Consider the following 15,409-nt stretch of genomic DNA (forward strand, 5'->3'; position numbering starts at 1 on the left):
CTTTATCCGAATAGATCGAAATTGTTAGTTGATGGAATGACAAGATTACTAATTAATATTATATATATTATTTACAAAATATTGCAACAAAAAATTATATTACAAATATATACATTATATTTCAATATATTTAATTTACATAAACTTTATTTATATTTAATATATATGATATATAAAATCAAACTTATAAACTATACCAATAAAAAAAAATTATTACATTTTCAAACTAAATGGAAAATTCAACATGATGATAATGCTAAATTTTCTTTAATTTTTAATAAAAATCGTATTGAATTAAACAACCACGTAATTAATACTAAAAAGAATATATGGATAGATTTTAATTATAAAAAAATGGTATTGCATCAAAGCGATCAAAAAATAAAAATGATACAAGCTATTGGAATAAAAAAAAACTTTTTTCCAAATATTGTAGATGCCACTACTGGATTGGGTAAAGATGCGTTTATATTCTTTTCATATGGATGTCATGTTACTATGATCGAACGTAATCCAATTATATCAATCTTGTTAGATGATGGATTAAAACGAAGTTATCAAGATAATAAAATACAACATTTAATAAAACAACGCATGCAATTAATATATAATACCAGCTTAAATATTCACCAACTGAATATTAAAAAACCCGATGTAATTTATTTAGATCCAATGTTCCCAAAATTAAAAAAAAAAGCACTATCAAAAAAAACAATACGAACAATTCAAGATATAGTTGGTAATGATACAGATTCTCACTTATTACTACCAATATGTCTATTATTTGCTAAAAACCGCGTTGTTGTTAAACGACCAAAAAAATCAAATCACGTTGCAAATATAAAACCAAACTACATTATCGAAACAAAGAAACATCGTTTTGATATTTATTTAACAAAAAAAAATACTAAAATATATTATTAAAAATATATTTACAATAAAAATTTATATATTTTATGATATAAAATGATATAATTATTATATTATATTACATCATTCTTGATCAGTATTGATACGATGTACATATTTTGCTCCAATAAGTAGTATTGTAATAATAAATATAGAAATACCAACCCAATTACCAAATGACCAAAAAATACCACCAAATGTACCAAGTATACTCGATCCTAAATAATAACAACACAAATATAATGAAGATGCTTGACCTTTTGCTATTTTAGAACGATAACCTATCCAACTGCTTGCAACTGAGTGAGCAGAAAAAAAACCACTCGAAAACATCATTAATCCTAAAATTATAAATATTAAAATATTCCATTGCGTCATTACAATACCTAAAATCATAATTAACAATGAATAAATTAATACATTTTTTCTACCATACTGGATAATAAATTCACTCGCTTTCGGTGAACTATATGCTCCAGTTAAATACACCACAGATAACAAACCTATAACAATTTGATTTAAAAAAAACGGTTTTATCATTAATCGATAACCAACATAATTAAATAAAGTTACAAAACTACCCATTAAAATAAAACCAATTAAAAATAAAGTCGATAACACATTATCATTACATTGTATCAGGAAACTACGCATAATTTTATTAGGTTTTAAAGAGATACTAATAAAGTTTTTAGAAGCAGGTAACAAAATTACAAACAGTACAGATCCAATTAAAGAAACAATACCAATAATAAATAGTGATTTTTCCCAAGAACAATAATTAACTAAGACACTACTTAAAAATCTACCAGAAAAACCACCAATAGTATTACCACTAATATACAACCCTATTGCAAAAGGTAATATTTTAGGATGCATTTCTTCACTTAAGTATGTCATTGCAACAGCAGCTACACCACTTAACGTTAAACCGGTTAACATCCTTAAAATAATAATTTCAATCCAGGTATGCATTGCAGAACATAATATAGTTAATGATGTCGCTAACAATAAAGAAGTGCTCATGACGATTTTACGACCGAATGTATCTGATAAAGAACCTGTAAATAACATACCAATAGCCATGGATGCTGTAGCAGCAGATAAAGATAAACTACTCTGTGCAGGTGTTAAATGAAACTCACTTGAAAAAGTAGGTAAAATAGGTTGTACACAATATAAAATTGAAAAAGTAGCTAATCCAGCCGAAAATAAAGCAATAATAACTTTTTTAAATTTTATAGTTTCACGACCAATATATTTTTTTTTTTCACACTGAAAATTAGTAATAACATGTTTTTGATTACACTGTTTCTTTAAACCGGACAAGCCTTTCTCCTTTTATTTAGGAACATCATATTATATTAAAAATGTACTTTCAATATTATGTTTAATAATATTATATTTTATATAATAATAATATAAAAATTATCAAACCTTGAAAAATCTTTCACTAATATAGCCATCATATACGTATTCAGCAGGTCCTGTCATATACACATCATGTCCAAATCCATTCCAACGAACTTGTAAATCACCGCCTGGTAAAGTCACAATAACATGATTTTTTAAAATACCTTGTATAATACCAAATACGACAGAAGCACAGGCACCACTACCACAAGCTTGTGTTTCACCAACTCCGCGTTCATATACACGTAAGATAATATGCTCATTAGACACAACTTGCATATAGTTAACATTAATACCGTCCGGAAAAAAAGAATGATTATTAAGTATTTTTCCAATACGGCATACAGGATAATTTTTAATATTTTTAACAATAGTAATAAAATGCGGATTGCCAATAAAAATTGTACCGTATTTTATTATACAATCATTTACAGTAAATGTATTTAAACGAAAATTATTTAATATAAACTTTGGTATATTCAATAAATTAAATTGAGGTTTACCCATATTTACAATGATATTATTTTTATTAATGATTTGAATAATAATATGGCTATTTTGTGTTTGTACCATCAGTGTAGTTTTTATAGTCATCTTTTTTAAATATATAAAATATGCAAAACACCTTGCACCATTACCACACTGCGCTACCTCAGAACCATCCGAATTAAAAATACGATAATAAAAATCATATTTGATATTTTTTGCATGTTCAACTATTAATAACTGATCAAATCCAATACCAGTATTTCGATTAGATATTTTCTGTATTACTTGTTTCGATAAATTAAATTCTTGATTAATTCTGTCTAAAATGACAAAATCATTACCTAAACCATGCATTTTTGAAAAATTTAATACTTTATTTTGATTTAACATAATAAGAAAGATTTATATAAATGAAAAAACAAACCTGATAATATTGATCAGTAATATTTAAATTTACATCATGTAATCTCATACAAGATATAATTGGATAAACTTATGAAGCTTACAAAATCTGAATTTCATACTTTATATAATAATATTTTAACACAAATTGAAAACACTTTAGATCATGTAAATTATGAAAATGATTTAGATTATGAAATTAATCATCACATTATGGTAATATCTTTTTCTAAAAAAAATAAAATTATCATTAGCAAACAAGAATCATTAAGACAAATTTGGTTAGCTACAAAACAAAATGGATATCATTTCAATTATAAAAATAACAATTGGATTTGTAATCGTAGTAAAATAAATTTTTGGCATATCTTAAAACAAGCGTGTTATTTACAAGGATCTATGAAAATTACATTAGAAAATTTAATAATATAAAAATATAATTCGGCGAAAGAGGATTTGAACCCCTGACCTACTGGTCCCAAACCAGTTGCGCTACCAAGCTGCGCTATTCGCCGAAATAAAAAATATTTAAAAATTTAAAAATTTAAAAAACACTTTGGGTGACTAATGGGGCTCGAACCCATGACATCTGGAACCACAATCCAGGACTCTACCAACTGAGCTATAGTCACCATATAAGTAATTTAAAACAATATATACTAAGAAATTATAACATATTATTTATTTTAAGTAAATATTTTTCAAATTAAAAAATTGCGCTCGACAGGATTTGAACCTGAGACCTCTACCTTCGGAGGGTAGCGCTCTATCCAACTGAGCTACGAGCGCTTTAAAAAAAAGATAATTATATTTCAAAAATATAAATATAATACATGAACTAAATATAGATTCAAAAATATATTTTATGTTATAATACATTATAACAAATGTTACAATTATTTAGTATGTATTTTTATATACGTTGCATCATATTAAAAAATTCGTAATTTGTCTTTGTCATAGACAATTTATTAATTAAAAAATCCATTGCATCAATTTCATTCATCGGATGAATGATTTTACGCAAAATCCACATTTTTTTTAATTCTTCAGATGAGGTTAATAATTCTTCTTTTCGAGTACCTGAACGATTATAATCAATTGCTGGAAACACACGTTTTTCTGCAATCTTACGGGATAATAATAATTCCATATTCCCCGTTCCTTTAAATTCCTCATAAATTACTTCATCCATTTTAGAACCGGTATCAATTAATGCTGTAGCAATAATAGTTAAACTACCACCCTCTTCAACGTTTCGGGCAGCACCAAAAAATCGTTTTGGTCGATGTAAAGCATTAGCATCTACACCTCCTGTTAATACTTTACCGGAAGCAGGTACAACTGTATTATATGCCCTGGCTAATCTAGTCACAGAATCGAGTAATACAACAACATCTTTTTTATGTTCTACTAAACGTTTAGCTTTTTCAATCACCATCTCTGCTACCTGAATGTGTCGCAGAGCTGGTTCATCAAATGTTGAAGCAATAACTTCTCCTTTCACTAAACGTTGCATTTCTGTTACTTCTTCAGGTCGTTCGTCAATTAATAAAACTATTAAAACACACTCTGCATGGTTTTGCGCGATACTTTGAGCAATATTTTGTAATAACATAGTTTTACCAGCTTTTGGTGGAGCTACAATCAACCCTCTCTGTCCTCTACCAATAGGAGCAGATAAATCTAAAACACGCGTGGTTAAATCTTCAGTTGATCCGTTACCTCGCTCCATCCGTAATCGTGAATTAGCATGCAATGGAGTTAAATTTTCAAATAAAATTTTAGTACGTGCGTTTTCTGGTTTTTCATAATTCACTTTATTAACTTTTAATAAAGCAAAATATCTTTCGCCCTCTTTAGGAGGTCTAATTTTACCAGCAATAGTATCCCCGGTTCGCAAATTAAATCTACGAATTTGACTTGGTGATATATATATATCATCAGGACCAGCTAGATAAGAACTATCTGAAGAACGTAGAAAACCAAATCCATCTTGCAATATTTCTAAAACTCCATCTCCAAAGATATTTTCACCACCTTTTGCATGTTGTTTTAGAATAGTAAAAATAATATCTTGTTTTCGCATTCGAGCTAAATTTTCTAGTCCGATCTTATTACCAAGAATAATTAATTCAGAAACTAACATATTTTTCAGTGTAGTAAGATTCATAAATATCATTTCTTAATAAAAACACTAATATATAACTGTAGAAATATTTGGAGTTATCTTTAGAGGAGGGGGAAGGAGGGATATAAAATACATCTATCTTATAATATTAATAAACTTTTATATTATAATAATAACACGATATTAAAAAAATATCTAGCGGTTTTGGAGTACAAAACATATCATATAATATGTATATTATGTAATATTAAAATGTAAATTTAATAATTTTTTAATTTCAGATGCAGAAATTACGCCTGAATTTTTAGCAATTAATTTACTATTTTTAAAAAATAATAATGTCGGTATACTTTGTATAGAATATTTTGACATAATTTCTTGACAAGCATCGACATTCACTTTTGCGACTATTAATGTTTTTTGATATTCTTGTGCAATCTCTTCTAAAATTGGTACAAAAACTTTACATGGGCCACACCAATCTGCCCAAAAATCTACAATAACTGGTTTATTTTTATTATTAATTACTGTATTAAAATTATCATCTGTTAAAGATATAAGTAAACTATTCATAATATTCGTCCTGAGAAATTTGATTATAAAAAATAAAATAATATTTAAATATATTATACTATATTTATCCAAATTAAATCATGTCTGGGTAATTCAAATAAAAAACGACTTGGTTGAATTTGTATAATTTCATTATAGCAAGATCTTTGATGACAATAACTAAATGTCAATTCAGTTTTAGCTCGAGTAATAGCAACATAAATTAATCGACGCTCTTCAGCAATATTATTAACATGAATTTGTTGATAAGAAGGAATAATACCTTCTTCTGATCCGACTATGAATACAATAGGAAATTCTAAACCTTTCGATGCATGCATGGTCATTAATTGTATAGCATTACATTCATTAGTATGATTAGCGTTTATATTTATATCATGCATAACAAATTGATTTACTAGTTGTACTAATATATCATACGTATTTAATGTAACATATTTTTCACTATACTGTTTAAAAAATGCTTTGGTCCAGTCTAAAAAAATATGTACATTTTGTATACATTTTTGATAATTATTTTTATTAGATTTTATTAACCATTTTTCATACTGTGTATCATGCATGATTTTATATAATATTTGTGTTGGTTTTTCTTTAAAAAAAAGCATGATATTTTTCACCCAAACTGTAAATTTATCTAATCTTTTACGTACATATGAATGTAATGTATTTTTAAAAACATCATCTTGTATAACAGAAAAATAATCTTTATTATAATCATTTGCATATTTAACAATTTTTTTTACTGTATTTATACCAATATTACGAGCTGGTATATTAATAATTCTTATAAGAGAGATATTATCATATTGATTAATAAAAAATTTTAGATATGATATTAAATTTTTAATTTCAGATCTATTAAAAAATGAATTATTGCCATGAATAAAATATGGTATTTGTTTTTGAAATAAATATTTTTCAAAAATTTTAGCTTGTTGATTCGTACGATATAAAATAGCATAATCATGGTAATTCATACCATGATGTACTTTATGTAGTAATATATCATCAATAATTTTTTTTGCTTCTTGGTATTCATTTTTTAACTTTAATACACGAATTTTCGCACCATCTGATAAGTTAGAAAATAATTTTTTTTTAAAAATATGCACATTATTCGATATTAACGTATTCGCAATATGTAAAATCCTTTTTGATGATCTATAATTATGTTCCATTGTGATAACTTGTAAATTAGGATAATCACGTTTTAAAAATAATATATTATCAATATTAGCTCCACGCCATGCGTAGATAGATTGATCATCATCACCTACCAACGTAAAATTAGATGCAGAACCTGTTAATAATTGAATTAATTTGTATTGACTAAAATTAGTATCCTGATATTCATCTACTAATAAATATTTAATATAATTTTGCCACTTATCCTGAATCACAGGATGTTTTTGCAATAAAATAACTGCCACATAGATTAAATCGTCAAAATCAAAAGCATTATTTTGTTTTAAAAATTTATTATATTGATCATAATATACAGCAAAGATTTGATCTTGTTTTGAAACAGCATCTTTCTTTGCTTGTTTAGGAGTAATAATTTTATTTTTTTGATACGTAATATATGAAATAATTTTTTTTAAAATATCATGATTATTTCGCATATTTTGTGCAATAATACTTTTAATTAATCGTGTTTGATCTGCAGAATCAAATAAAGTATAATCACTTTTATATCCTAATAAATCTAGTGATTGTGAAATAATTTTCATACCTAACGCATGAAATGTATAAATATTTAATTTTTGACTAATATTTTGTTTTGTCTGCAAAATTTTATAAATTCTAGATTTCATTTCTTGAGCGGATTTATTTGTAAAAGTAACTGCAAAAATCTCACTAGCTTTATAGCCATATTGATTAATTAATGTAACAATTTTATTAATTATAACACAAGTTTTTCCTGACCCTGCCCCTGCTAATACTAAGCAAGGACCTTGTACTGTATGAATTGCTTGTACTTGCCGTTTATTTAACAACATATATTATTTAAATATCTAAAATGCTTTTCATATTTTTCATGTAACTTCTTAATTTTCTGCCAATCTTTTCAATATCATGATTATAAATTTCTTGATTTAAGTCATGTAATTTTATATTACTAATCTCAGTCTTTGGATAAGAAACACCAATATCATCCTGACGTATATTACGAATAAAGTTTCTTAAAATAGGTATCGCACGTTTTGTAAATAAATAACTACCATATTCTGCTGTATCAGAGATTACTAAATTCATTTCATAAAAACGCTTTCTAGCAATAGTATTTGCGATTAATGGTAATTCATGTAAAGATTCATAATACGCAGATTCTGCTTTAATACCAGAAGATACCATAGTTTCAAATGCTAACTCTACACCTGCTTTTAATATAGCAACCATTAATGTACCGTTTTGAAAATATTCATCTTCTATGATGACTTCATTTGAAGTAACCGCTTTTTCAAATGCAGTATTTTTAATTTCATCACGCCATGTTAATAAATTTTTATCATTATTATGCCAATCAGCAATCATATTTTTTGAAAAATCACCTGAAATAATATCATCCATATGTTTCTCAAACAATGATTTTAACATAGTTTTTAAATTATTGGATAACTCACATACTCGAAATTTAGAAGAATTAGATAATCTATTTAACATTAAAGTAATACCACCATGTTTCAATGCTTCGGTAAGCACTTCCCATCCGGATTGTAGTAACTTTACTGCATAACTAGACTGATAACCATGAGACATGAGATAATCATAAATCACGATTGAACTAGACTGTAATAAACCACATAATATAGTTTGTTCTCCCATTAAATCCGATTTGACTTCAGCTATAAAAGATGATTTTAAAACGCCAGCACGATGACTACCAATAGAAAACGCCCAAGCTTTTGCAATTTCTAAACCTTGTTGTAAAAAATCATTTTCATGATGTACTGCAATTAATGCAGGTACACCAAAACCGCGTTTATACTCTTCACGTACTTCAGTACCTGGACATTTTGGAGCTACCATAATCACAGTAATATCTTTTCTAATAATTTCCCCAACTTCAACAATATTAAACCCATGAGAATAACCTAAAATAGAATTTTTTTTCATTAATGATTGTATATTCTCAATAACAACCGAATGTTGTTTATCAGGTGTTAGATTAATTACTAAATCTGCTATCGGTATTAATTGGTCATAACTACCAACTGGAAAATTATGATTAATTGCATTTTGCCAAGATTGATTTTTCGTTAAAATACTTTCTTCTTTTAATGCATAAGAAATATTTAAACCTGAATCACGCATATTCAAACCTTGATTTAATCCTTGAGCACCACAACCAATAATAACAATTTTTTTATCTTTTAAAATATTAATAACATTGCTAAAATTTTTTTTATCTAAAAACGAACATTGCTGTAACTGTATCACTTGATTACGAAAATTCAATGTATTAAAATAATTATTCATATTTATATCTGTTCCTATATAAAGAAAAAGCGTATAATATTTTACTTATTGACCAATGAATTATTTTTTAGTAATAGGTTAATCTGTTTAGTATTACGAACCGCGCCTTGATCTGCACTAGTTGCAAACAATGAATATAACTTTAATGCAAATGAAATTGTACGAAAACGATGTTTTGGTTGATATGCTTTAATATGATTTTCTTCTTCTTTTTGACGATTCATTAATTCATTTGTTGTAATCTTTAAACAAATTGATCGATTTGGGATATCTATACATATTAAATCATTATCTTTTACTAAAGCGATTAACCCTTTATTTGCAGCTTCTGGAGAAATATGCCCAATTGATAAACCGGACGTTCCTCCTGAAAATCTACCATCAGTTATCAAAGCACAGGATTTATCTATACCCATAGATTTTAAATATGTACTAGGATATAACATTTCTTGCATCCCTGGTCCACCTTTTGGACCTTCATAACGAATTAATACAATATCACCAGCATGAATTTTATTATTTAATATTGCTTCTACAGCAGTGTCTTGACTTTCATAAACTTTAGCCCGACCTGTAAAAACTAATTGATCTTTATCTAATCCAGCAGTTTTAACAATACAACCATTTTGTGCTAAATTACCATACAAAACTGCTAATCCACCATCTTGGCTATAAGCAAACTGAGAGGATCTAATACATCCAAATTGTCGATCATTATCGACTGTATCCCAACGAAATGATTGAGAATATGGTATAGTTGTTCTGATACCTGCAGGACCAGCCCTAAACATTTTAATTATATTATCATCTTTAGTATATTTAATATTGTATGTTTTTAACATTGTGCTTAACGATTGACCTAAAATATTATATACATTTTGATGTAATAAATTAATTTCATTTAATTCGCCTAAAATACCCATAATACCACCTGCTCGATGTACATCTTCTACATGATACAACATACTACTAGGAGCAACTTTACATAAATGTGGCGTTGTTCGTGATAATCTGTCAATATCTTTCATAGTAAAATCGACACTACCTTCTTGTGCGGCAGCTAATAAATGTAAAATAGTATTTGTAGATCCACCCATTGCAATATCTACACGCATAGCATTTTCAAAAGCAAGCTTATTTGCAATATTACGAGGTAAAACAGACGTATCATTACAATGATAATATTGTTGAGTTGCTATTACTATTGCTTTTGCAGAATCGATAAATATTTGTTTTCGATCAACATGTGTAGCTAATATAGTACCATTACCCGGTAATGCTAAACCTATGGCTTCCATTAAACAATTCATAGAATTTGCTGTAAACATACCTGAACATGAACCACATGTAGGACACGCAGATGTTTCAATATCATATACATGATCATCAGATATTTTTGAATCAGCACTATTACTGATCGCATCTACCAAATTAATTTTCTTAAATTCATTATTTAAAGAAACTTTACCAGCCTCCATAGGACCACCAGAAACAAATACAGATGGTATATTTAATCTTAATGCAGCCATAAACATAGCTGGAGTGATTTTATCGCAATTAGAAATACAAATCATAGCATCAACACAATGCGCATTAATCATATATTCAATTGAATCAGCGATCAATTCACGCGAAGGTAAAGAATATAACATACCTTCATGTCCCATGGCAATACCATCATCTACAGCAATAGTATTGAATTCTTTTGCTACACCTTGACCGGTTTTATTAATCACATCCACAATTAATGTACCAACATCTTGTAGGTGTATATGTCCAGGGACAAATTGAGCAAAGGAATTAACAACTGCGATAATAGGTTTTTTAAAATCATCATCTTTCATTCCTGTAGCACGCCATAATGCTCTAGCACCTGCCATATTTCTACCACTAGTACTAGTTTTAGAACGATATTTAGGCATAATTTCTAATCTCTACAATAGAATATCTATATGGTTAAAAAATATTTATTAAAAATCCATGATTATATTTTATTTATATCAATTAATATATTATGTATAAAAAAGATTCTTAAAAAACGTATAACTACACAGGGATGAAGGGACTTGAACCCCTAACTTTCGGTTTTGGAGACCGATACTCTACCAATTGAGTTACATCCCTATATAAATTATAAGTATACTATTTTAAATATATTTAGTCTATTTAAAAATAAATCAAAAAATCACAAAATTAATTTTCGAATTTAATCGTTAGAAATATTACTATAAAAAATACATTATATACAAAAAATAATATATTAATTTTTTAGATATTATAAAATAACATCATTTATATTAAAATTCTATATTATATAATTTATTAAAGGCATAACATGAAGTTTCCAATTTATTTAGATTATGCATCAACAACACCGGTAGATACAGAAATAGTAAAAAAAATGATCAACTACCTCACTCTTAATGGTACATTTGGTAATTCTGCATCACGATCACATCAATTTGGTTGGTTAGCAGAAGAAGCAATAGATATTGCACGTGAACAAATTGCAGAATTAATTCATGCTGATCCAAGGGAAATTATCTTTACTTCAGGTGCTACCGAATCTAATAATCTCGCTATTAAAGGTTGTTGTAGTTTTTATCGTAATAAGGGTAATCATATTATCACAAGTAGTACTGAACATAAATCAGTATTAGATACTTGTAGATATCTAGAACAAAAGAAATACTCTGTTACATATATTAATCCAAAAAAAAATGGTATAATTGATTTACAAGATATTATAAAAAACATAAAAAAAAATACAATATTAATTTCAATTATGTATGTTAATAATGAAACTGGAACTATACAAGATATAAACAATATTTCCAACATATGTCGTAAAAAAAATATTTTTTTACATGTAGATGCAACACAAGCTATAGGTAAAATACCAATCAATTTAAACAAGACTTATATTAATTTAATGTCATTTTCAGCACATAAGATTTATGGACCGAAAGGTATTGGTGTATTATATATTAAACGTAAACCAAGAATTAGACTAACTCCACAAATACATGGCGGGAGCCATGAACGAGGAATGCGATCTGGTACATTACCAGTACATCAAATTGTTGGTATGGGCGCTGCATGTAAAATTGCAAACCGTAATCTACCTCATGAAATAACACGTATATTTCATTTACGTAATATGCTTTGGGACGGTATTAAAAATATTGAAGAAATATATTTAAATACTAATTTACAATATAGTGCACCACATATTTTAAATGTAAGCTTTAATTTTGTAGAAGGTGAATCTTTAATCATGGCATTAAAAAATCTAGCAGTGTCATCTGGATCTGCTTGTACCTCAGCAAGTTTAGAACCGTCATATGTACTAAAAGCATTAGGCTTGAAAGACGAATTAGCACATAGCTCAATTAGATTTTCAATAGGACGGTTTACAACAGAAGCAGAAATTACATATACAATCAATATGATTCATACAGCAATACATAAATTACGTGAATTATCCCCATTATGGGAAATGTTTAAAGATGGCATTGATCTAAATAAAGTAAAATGGCAACATAACTAAACTTCAAGATAAGGTAAACATATGACATATAGTAAAAAAGTTATTGATCATTACGAAAATCCTCGTAATGTCGGATCTTTTAAAAACGTACAATCTAAAAAAATTGGTAGTGGACTAGTTGGTGCTCCAGCTTGTGGAGATGTTATGAAATTACAAATTAAAGTTAATGAAAAAGGAATTATTGAAGATGCTTGTTTCAAAACATACGGATGCGGTTCCGCAATTGCCTCAAGTTCTTTAATTACCGAATGGATTAAAGGAAAATCTATAGAAGAAGCGGAGAAAATTACAAATACTACTATTGCGGATGAATTAGATTTACCACCGGTAAAAATTCACTGTTCAATTCTTGCAGAAGATGCAATTAAAGCAGCAATTCAAGACTATAAAAAAAAAAAATAACAATTTTCAGCATTCCTGACATATTTACATGTTATATAATTGTAATATTTCAGGAATATACAAACCGAATATATAGAGTAAATATTATAAAAATAAATTTATTTTAATAAGGCTAATAATATGTCAAAAATTATTTTTTTACCAAATAAAATTTTATTATCAAAACAAAAAATATGTATTATGAAAATTGGTGAAACCATTTTAGACATTGCTTTAAAAAATAATATTAATATGCAACACGCATGTGAAAAATCATGCGCTTGTAGTACCTGTCATTGTATTATTCGACAAGGATATGAATCATTATCGGAAATTACAGAAAAAGAAAATGATGTGCTAGATAAAGCATATGGTGTTGAATACTATAGTCGTTTAGCTTGCCAGGCAAAAATCTTAAATTTAAATATAACTATTAAAGTTGAAATACCACAGACAAAATAAATAAATAAAATTTAAAAATATATTTATCGAATCATATATGGATTGCTTTTATTTTTAAAAATAATTTTAATAATACTACCAAAAAGATGTAACCGATCTTGAAAAAAATTTATTAAATAACGTTTATAATTTTTTGAAATATACATTAATTGATTTCCATGTATTACAATTGTAGGCGGGTTATATCCTCCGGGATGTGCATATTGTAATTTTATTTGTTTACCCCGAATCACTTTCGGAGGATACTCCTGAATCGCTTGATACATTATCTTTGTTAATTCAGAAGATTTCATAATAAAATTAATATTATTATTTAATTTATTAATTAAAAAAAATATTTTCTTTATACCTATTTGATATAAAGCAGAAATAAAATGAATATAAAAACAATGTATAATTTTATACTTATAATATAAATAATTTCTTATTTTATTTTTTTCTACAATAGATAATTTTTCTGATTTATTAATTAATATTAATATTTTTTTTCCAGATTGAATCATAACATTTAACAACCATAGATCTTGCTTATTAAAACCATCAGTATAATCTACAATTAAAATTGAAATATGAGTATTAGCAATAGCATGTAAAGTTTTTAATATTGATAATGATTCAACTGAAGTATTATTCTTTTTACGTACCCCGGCTGTATCCATAATAACATATTTTTGTTTTTGAAAAATTATTGTATCTGTAATACTATCTCGTGTTGTACCAGGAATATTACAAGTCACTGCCCGCTGTTTCTTTAGTAACGCATTAAACAATGTTGATTTACCTACATTTGGTTTTCCAATAAGAGCAATCATAATATTTTTTAATACATTAGAATTTGTTTTTTTAATTATATTATTACATGAAATATTTCCGGGTAGTAATATATGTTGATTATACCAAATTTGTATTTTATTTTTTAATCTTGATATTCCTAAAGACTTTAATGCTGAAATTAAAAAAATTTCTTTAATACCGAAACAAAAATATTCACTAAATTTATATTGATAATCTTGAATTGTATCAATTTTATTAATAATAATAAAAATCGTTTTTGACTGTTTACGTATTCTATGCAATAAAATTTTATCTGCTTCAGTAATACCTGTCTTCATGTTAAAAACAAATAAAACTAACGATGCTTCACGAATTGCAATAAATGTTTGATTTAAAATGCTTTTTTGTATATTATTATTATCAGTATCTAATTGTATACCTGCTGTATCAATAAGATTAACAATAGAATTTTTTAAATGTAATATACCATACTGTCGATCTCGTGTAAAATTTATTGTATGATGCACGATAGCAACATTCTTATTTATTAATTTATTAAATAATGTTGATTTACCGACATTAGTTTGTCCCACTAAGACTATATTGAATATCATATATTAAAAACCTCGAATGAAAAAATATTATTTAATATATTTCAGTTAACATAAATATATTCAATCATATCATTATACAGAGGTATGATATATCTTTTTTTATAGGCAATACTAATGTTGTATGATACATCTTTTTTTATAGGCAATACTAATGTTGTATGATACATCTTTTTTTATAGGCAATACTAATGTTGTATGATACATCTTTTTTTATAGGCAATACTAATT

13 protein-coding genes and 4 tRNA genes are annotated in these 15,409 nt (G+C 26.7%); 5 read left to right on the plus strand and 12 right to left on the minus strand.

What is annotated here, in order from left to right; all coding sequences use genetic code 11:
* Window positions 1-165 precede the first annotated feature (165 nt).
* On the plus strand, window positions 166-924 hold the full coding sequence (locus RJT54_RS02050; RefSeq protein WP_343128183.1) for a class I SAM-dependent methyltransferase: 759 nt from the start codon (window positions 166-168) through the stop codon (window positions 922-924).
* Between the two features lie 69 nt (window positions 925-993).
* Here the strand turns inward: RJT54_RS02050 and RJT54_RS02055 are convergent, their stop codons facing one another.
* Together RJT54_RS02055 and dapF are read right to left on the minus strand one after the other, a co-directional pair.
* A complete protein-coding gene (locus RJT54_RS02055; RefSeq protein ID WP_343128184.1) occupies window positions 994-2,238 on the minus strand; it encodes an MFS transporter in 1,245 nt (414 codons plus the stop codon).
* 102 nt (window positions 2,239-2,340) lie between these two features.
* The gene (dapF, locus tag RJT54_RS02060; protein WP_343128185.1) at window positions 2,341-3,201 is read right to left on the minus strand and encodes a diaminopimelate epimerase; all 861 of its coding nucleotides are present in this window, start codon (window positions 3,199-3,201) and stop codon (window positions 2,341-2,343) included.
* 105 nt (window positions 3,202-3,306) lie between these two features.
* On the opposite strand from dapF, the gene cyaY reads away from it, so the two are divergent.
* Window positions 3,307-3,645, plus strand: coding sequence for an iron donor protein CyaY (gene cyaY / locus RJT54_RS02065; RefSeq protein WP_343128186.1), 339 nt, complete (start codon window positions 3,307-3,309; stop codon window positions 3,643-3,645).
* A gap of 9 nt (window positions 3,646-3,654) precedes the next feature.
* Here the strand turns inward: cyaY and RJT54_RS02070 are convergent.
* From RJT54_RS02070 to RJT54_RS02110, 9 genes are all read right to left on the minus strand, one after another.
* Window positions 3,655-3,728: transfer RNA gene (locus RJT54_RS02070), tRNA-Pro, on the minus strand.
* Window positions 3,729-3,772: 44 nt separating this feature from the next.
* Window positions 3,773-3,845, minus strand: a tRNA-His gene (locus RJT54_RS02075).
* 83 nt (window positions 3,846-3,928) lie between these two features.
* Window positions 3,929-4,002: transfer RNA gene (locus RJT54_RS02080), tRNA-Arg, on the minus strand.
* A gap of 124 nt (window positions 4,003-4,126) precedes the next feature.
* Complete coding sequence (rho, locus tag RJT54_RS02085; RefSeq protein WP_343128187.1) at window positions 4,127-5,386, minus strand: transcription termination factor Rho; 1,260 nt, start codon at window positions 5,384-5,386, stop codon at window positions 4,127-4,129.
* A gap of 195 nt (window positions 5,387-5,581) precedes the next feature.
* Entirely contained in the window at window positions 5,582-5,917 is a 336-nt protein-coding gene (trxA, locus tag RJT54_RS02090) for a thioredoxin (RefSeq protein WP_428994170.1), read from the minus strand.
* Window positions 5,918-5,970: 53 nt separating this feature from the next.
* Window positions 5,971-7,920 (minus strand): UvrD-helicase domain-containing protein, encoded by a 1,950-nt coding sequence (locus RJT54_RS02095; protein ID WP_343128189.1) that lies wholly within the window; start codon window positions 7,918-7,920, stop codon window positions 5,971-5,973.
* 7 nt (window positions 7,921-7,927) lie between these two features.
* Entirely contained in the window at window positions 7,928-9,400 is a 1,473-nt protein-coding gene (gene ilvC, locus RJT54_RS02100; RefSeq protein ID WP_343128190.1) for a ketol-acid reductoisomerase, read from the minus strand.
* 41 nt (window positions 9,401-9,441) lie between these two features.
* On the minus strand, window positions 9,442-11,322 hold the full coding sequence (ilvD, locus tag RJT54_RS02105; protein WP_343128191.1) for a dihydroxy-acid dehydratase: 1,881 nt from the start codon (window positions 11,320-11,322) through the stop codon (window positions 9,442-9,444).
* A gap of 129 nt (window positions 11,323-11,451) precedes the next feature.
* Window positions 11,452-11,524, minus strand: a tRNA-Trp gene (locus tag RJT54_RS02110).
* 211 nt (window positions 11,525-11,735) lie between these two features.
* Here RJT54_RS02110 and RJT54_RS02115 point away from each other — a divergent pair.
* The 3 genes from RJT54_RS02115 to fdx all read left to right on the plus strand — a co-directional run bounded on the left by RJT54_RS02115 (window position 11,736) and on the right by fdx (window position 13,793).
* Entirely contained in the window at window positions 11,736-12,950 is a 1,215-nt protein-coding gene (locus RJT54_RS02115) for an IscS subfamily cysteine desulfurase (protein WP_343128192.1), read from the plus strand.
* A 21-nt stretch (window positions 12,951-12,971) separates the two neighbouring features.
* A complete protein-coding gene (gene iscU, locus RJT54_RS02120; protein WP_343128193.1) occupies window positions 12,972-13,352 on the plus strand; it encodes a Fe-S cluster assembly scaffold IscU in 381 nt (126 codons plus the stop codon).
* A gap of 120 nt (window positions 13,353-13,472) precedes the next feature.
* Window positions 13,473-13,793, plus strand: coding sequence for an ISC system 2Fe-2S type ferredoxin (gene fdx, locus RJT54_RS02125; protein WP_343128194.1), 321 nt, complete (start codon window positions 13,473-13,475; stop codon window positions 13,791-13,793).
* A 23-nt stretch (window positions 13,794-13,816) separates the two neighbouring features.
* Here the strand turns inward: fdx and der are convergent, their stop codons facing one another.
* The gene (gene der, locus RJT54_RS02130; RefSeq protein WP_343128195.1) at window positions 13,817-15,181 is read right to left on the minus strand and encodes a ribosome biogenesis GTPase Der; all 1,365 of its coding nucleotides are present in this window, start codon (window positions 15,179-15,181) and stop codon (window positions 13,817-13,819) included.
* Window positions 15,182-15,409 lie beyond the last annotated feature (228 nt).

This window comes from Buchnera aphidicola (Takecallis taiwana) (assembly GCF_039355125.1).
GTDB classification, from domain to species: domain Bacteria; phylum Pseudomonadota; class Gammaproteobacteria; order Enterobacterales; family Enterobacteriaceae; genus Buchnera_L; species Buchnera_L aphidicola_AG.

Bases quoted from the DNA above. Each gene is read 5' to 3' on its own strand.
- RJT54_RS02050 (WP_343128183.1), top strand. From the start codon at position 166: ATGATATATAAAATCAAACTTATAAACTATACCAATAAAAAAAAATTA.
- dapF (WP_343128185.1), bottom strand. From the start codon at position 3,201: ATGTTAAATCAAAATAAAGTATTAAATTTTTCAAAAATGCATGGTTTA.
- cyaY (WP_343128186.1), top strand. From the start codon at position 3,307: ATGAAGCTTACAAAATCTGAATTTCATACTTTATATAATAATATTTTA.
- rho (WP_343128187.1), bottom strand. From the start codon at position 5,386: ATGAATCTTACTACACTGAAAAATATGTTAGTTTCTGAATTAATTATT.
- trxA (WP_428994170.1), bottom strand. From the start codon at position 5,917: ATGAATAGTTTACTTATATCTTTAACAGATGATAATTTTAATACAGTA.
- RJT54_RS02095 (WP_343128189.1), bottom strand. From the start codon at position 7,920: ATGTTGTTAAATAAACGGCAAGTACAAGCAATTCATACAGTACAAGGT.
- ilvC (WP_343128190.1), bottom strand. From the start codon at position 9,400: ATGAATAATTATTTTAATACATTGAATTTTCGTAATCAAGTGATACAG.
- ilvD (WP_343128191.1), bottom strand. From the start codon at position 11,322: ATGCCTAAATATCGTTCTAAAACTAGTACTAGTGGTAGAAATATGGCA.
- RJT54_RS02115 (WP_343128192.1), top strand. From the start codon at position 11,736: ATGAAGTTTCCAATTTATTTAGATTATGCATCAACAACACCGGTAGAT.
- iscU (WP_343128193.1), top strand. From the start codon at position 12,972: ATGACATATAGTAAAAAAGTTATTGATCATTACGAAAATCCTCGTAAT.
- fdx (WP_343128194.1), top strand. From the start codon at position 13,473: ATGTCAAAAATTATTTTTTTACCAAATAAAATTTTATTATCAAAACAA.
- der (WP_343128195.1), bottom strand. From the start codon at position 15,181: ATGATATTCAATATAGTCTTAGTGGGACAAACTAATGTCGGTAAATCA.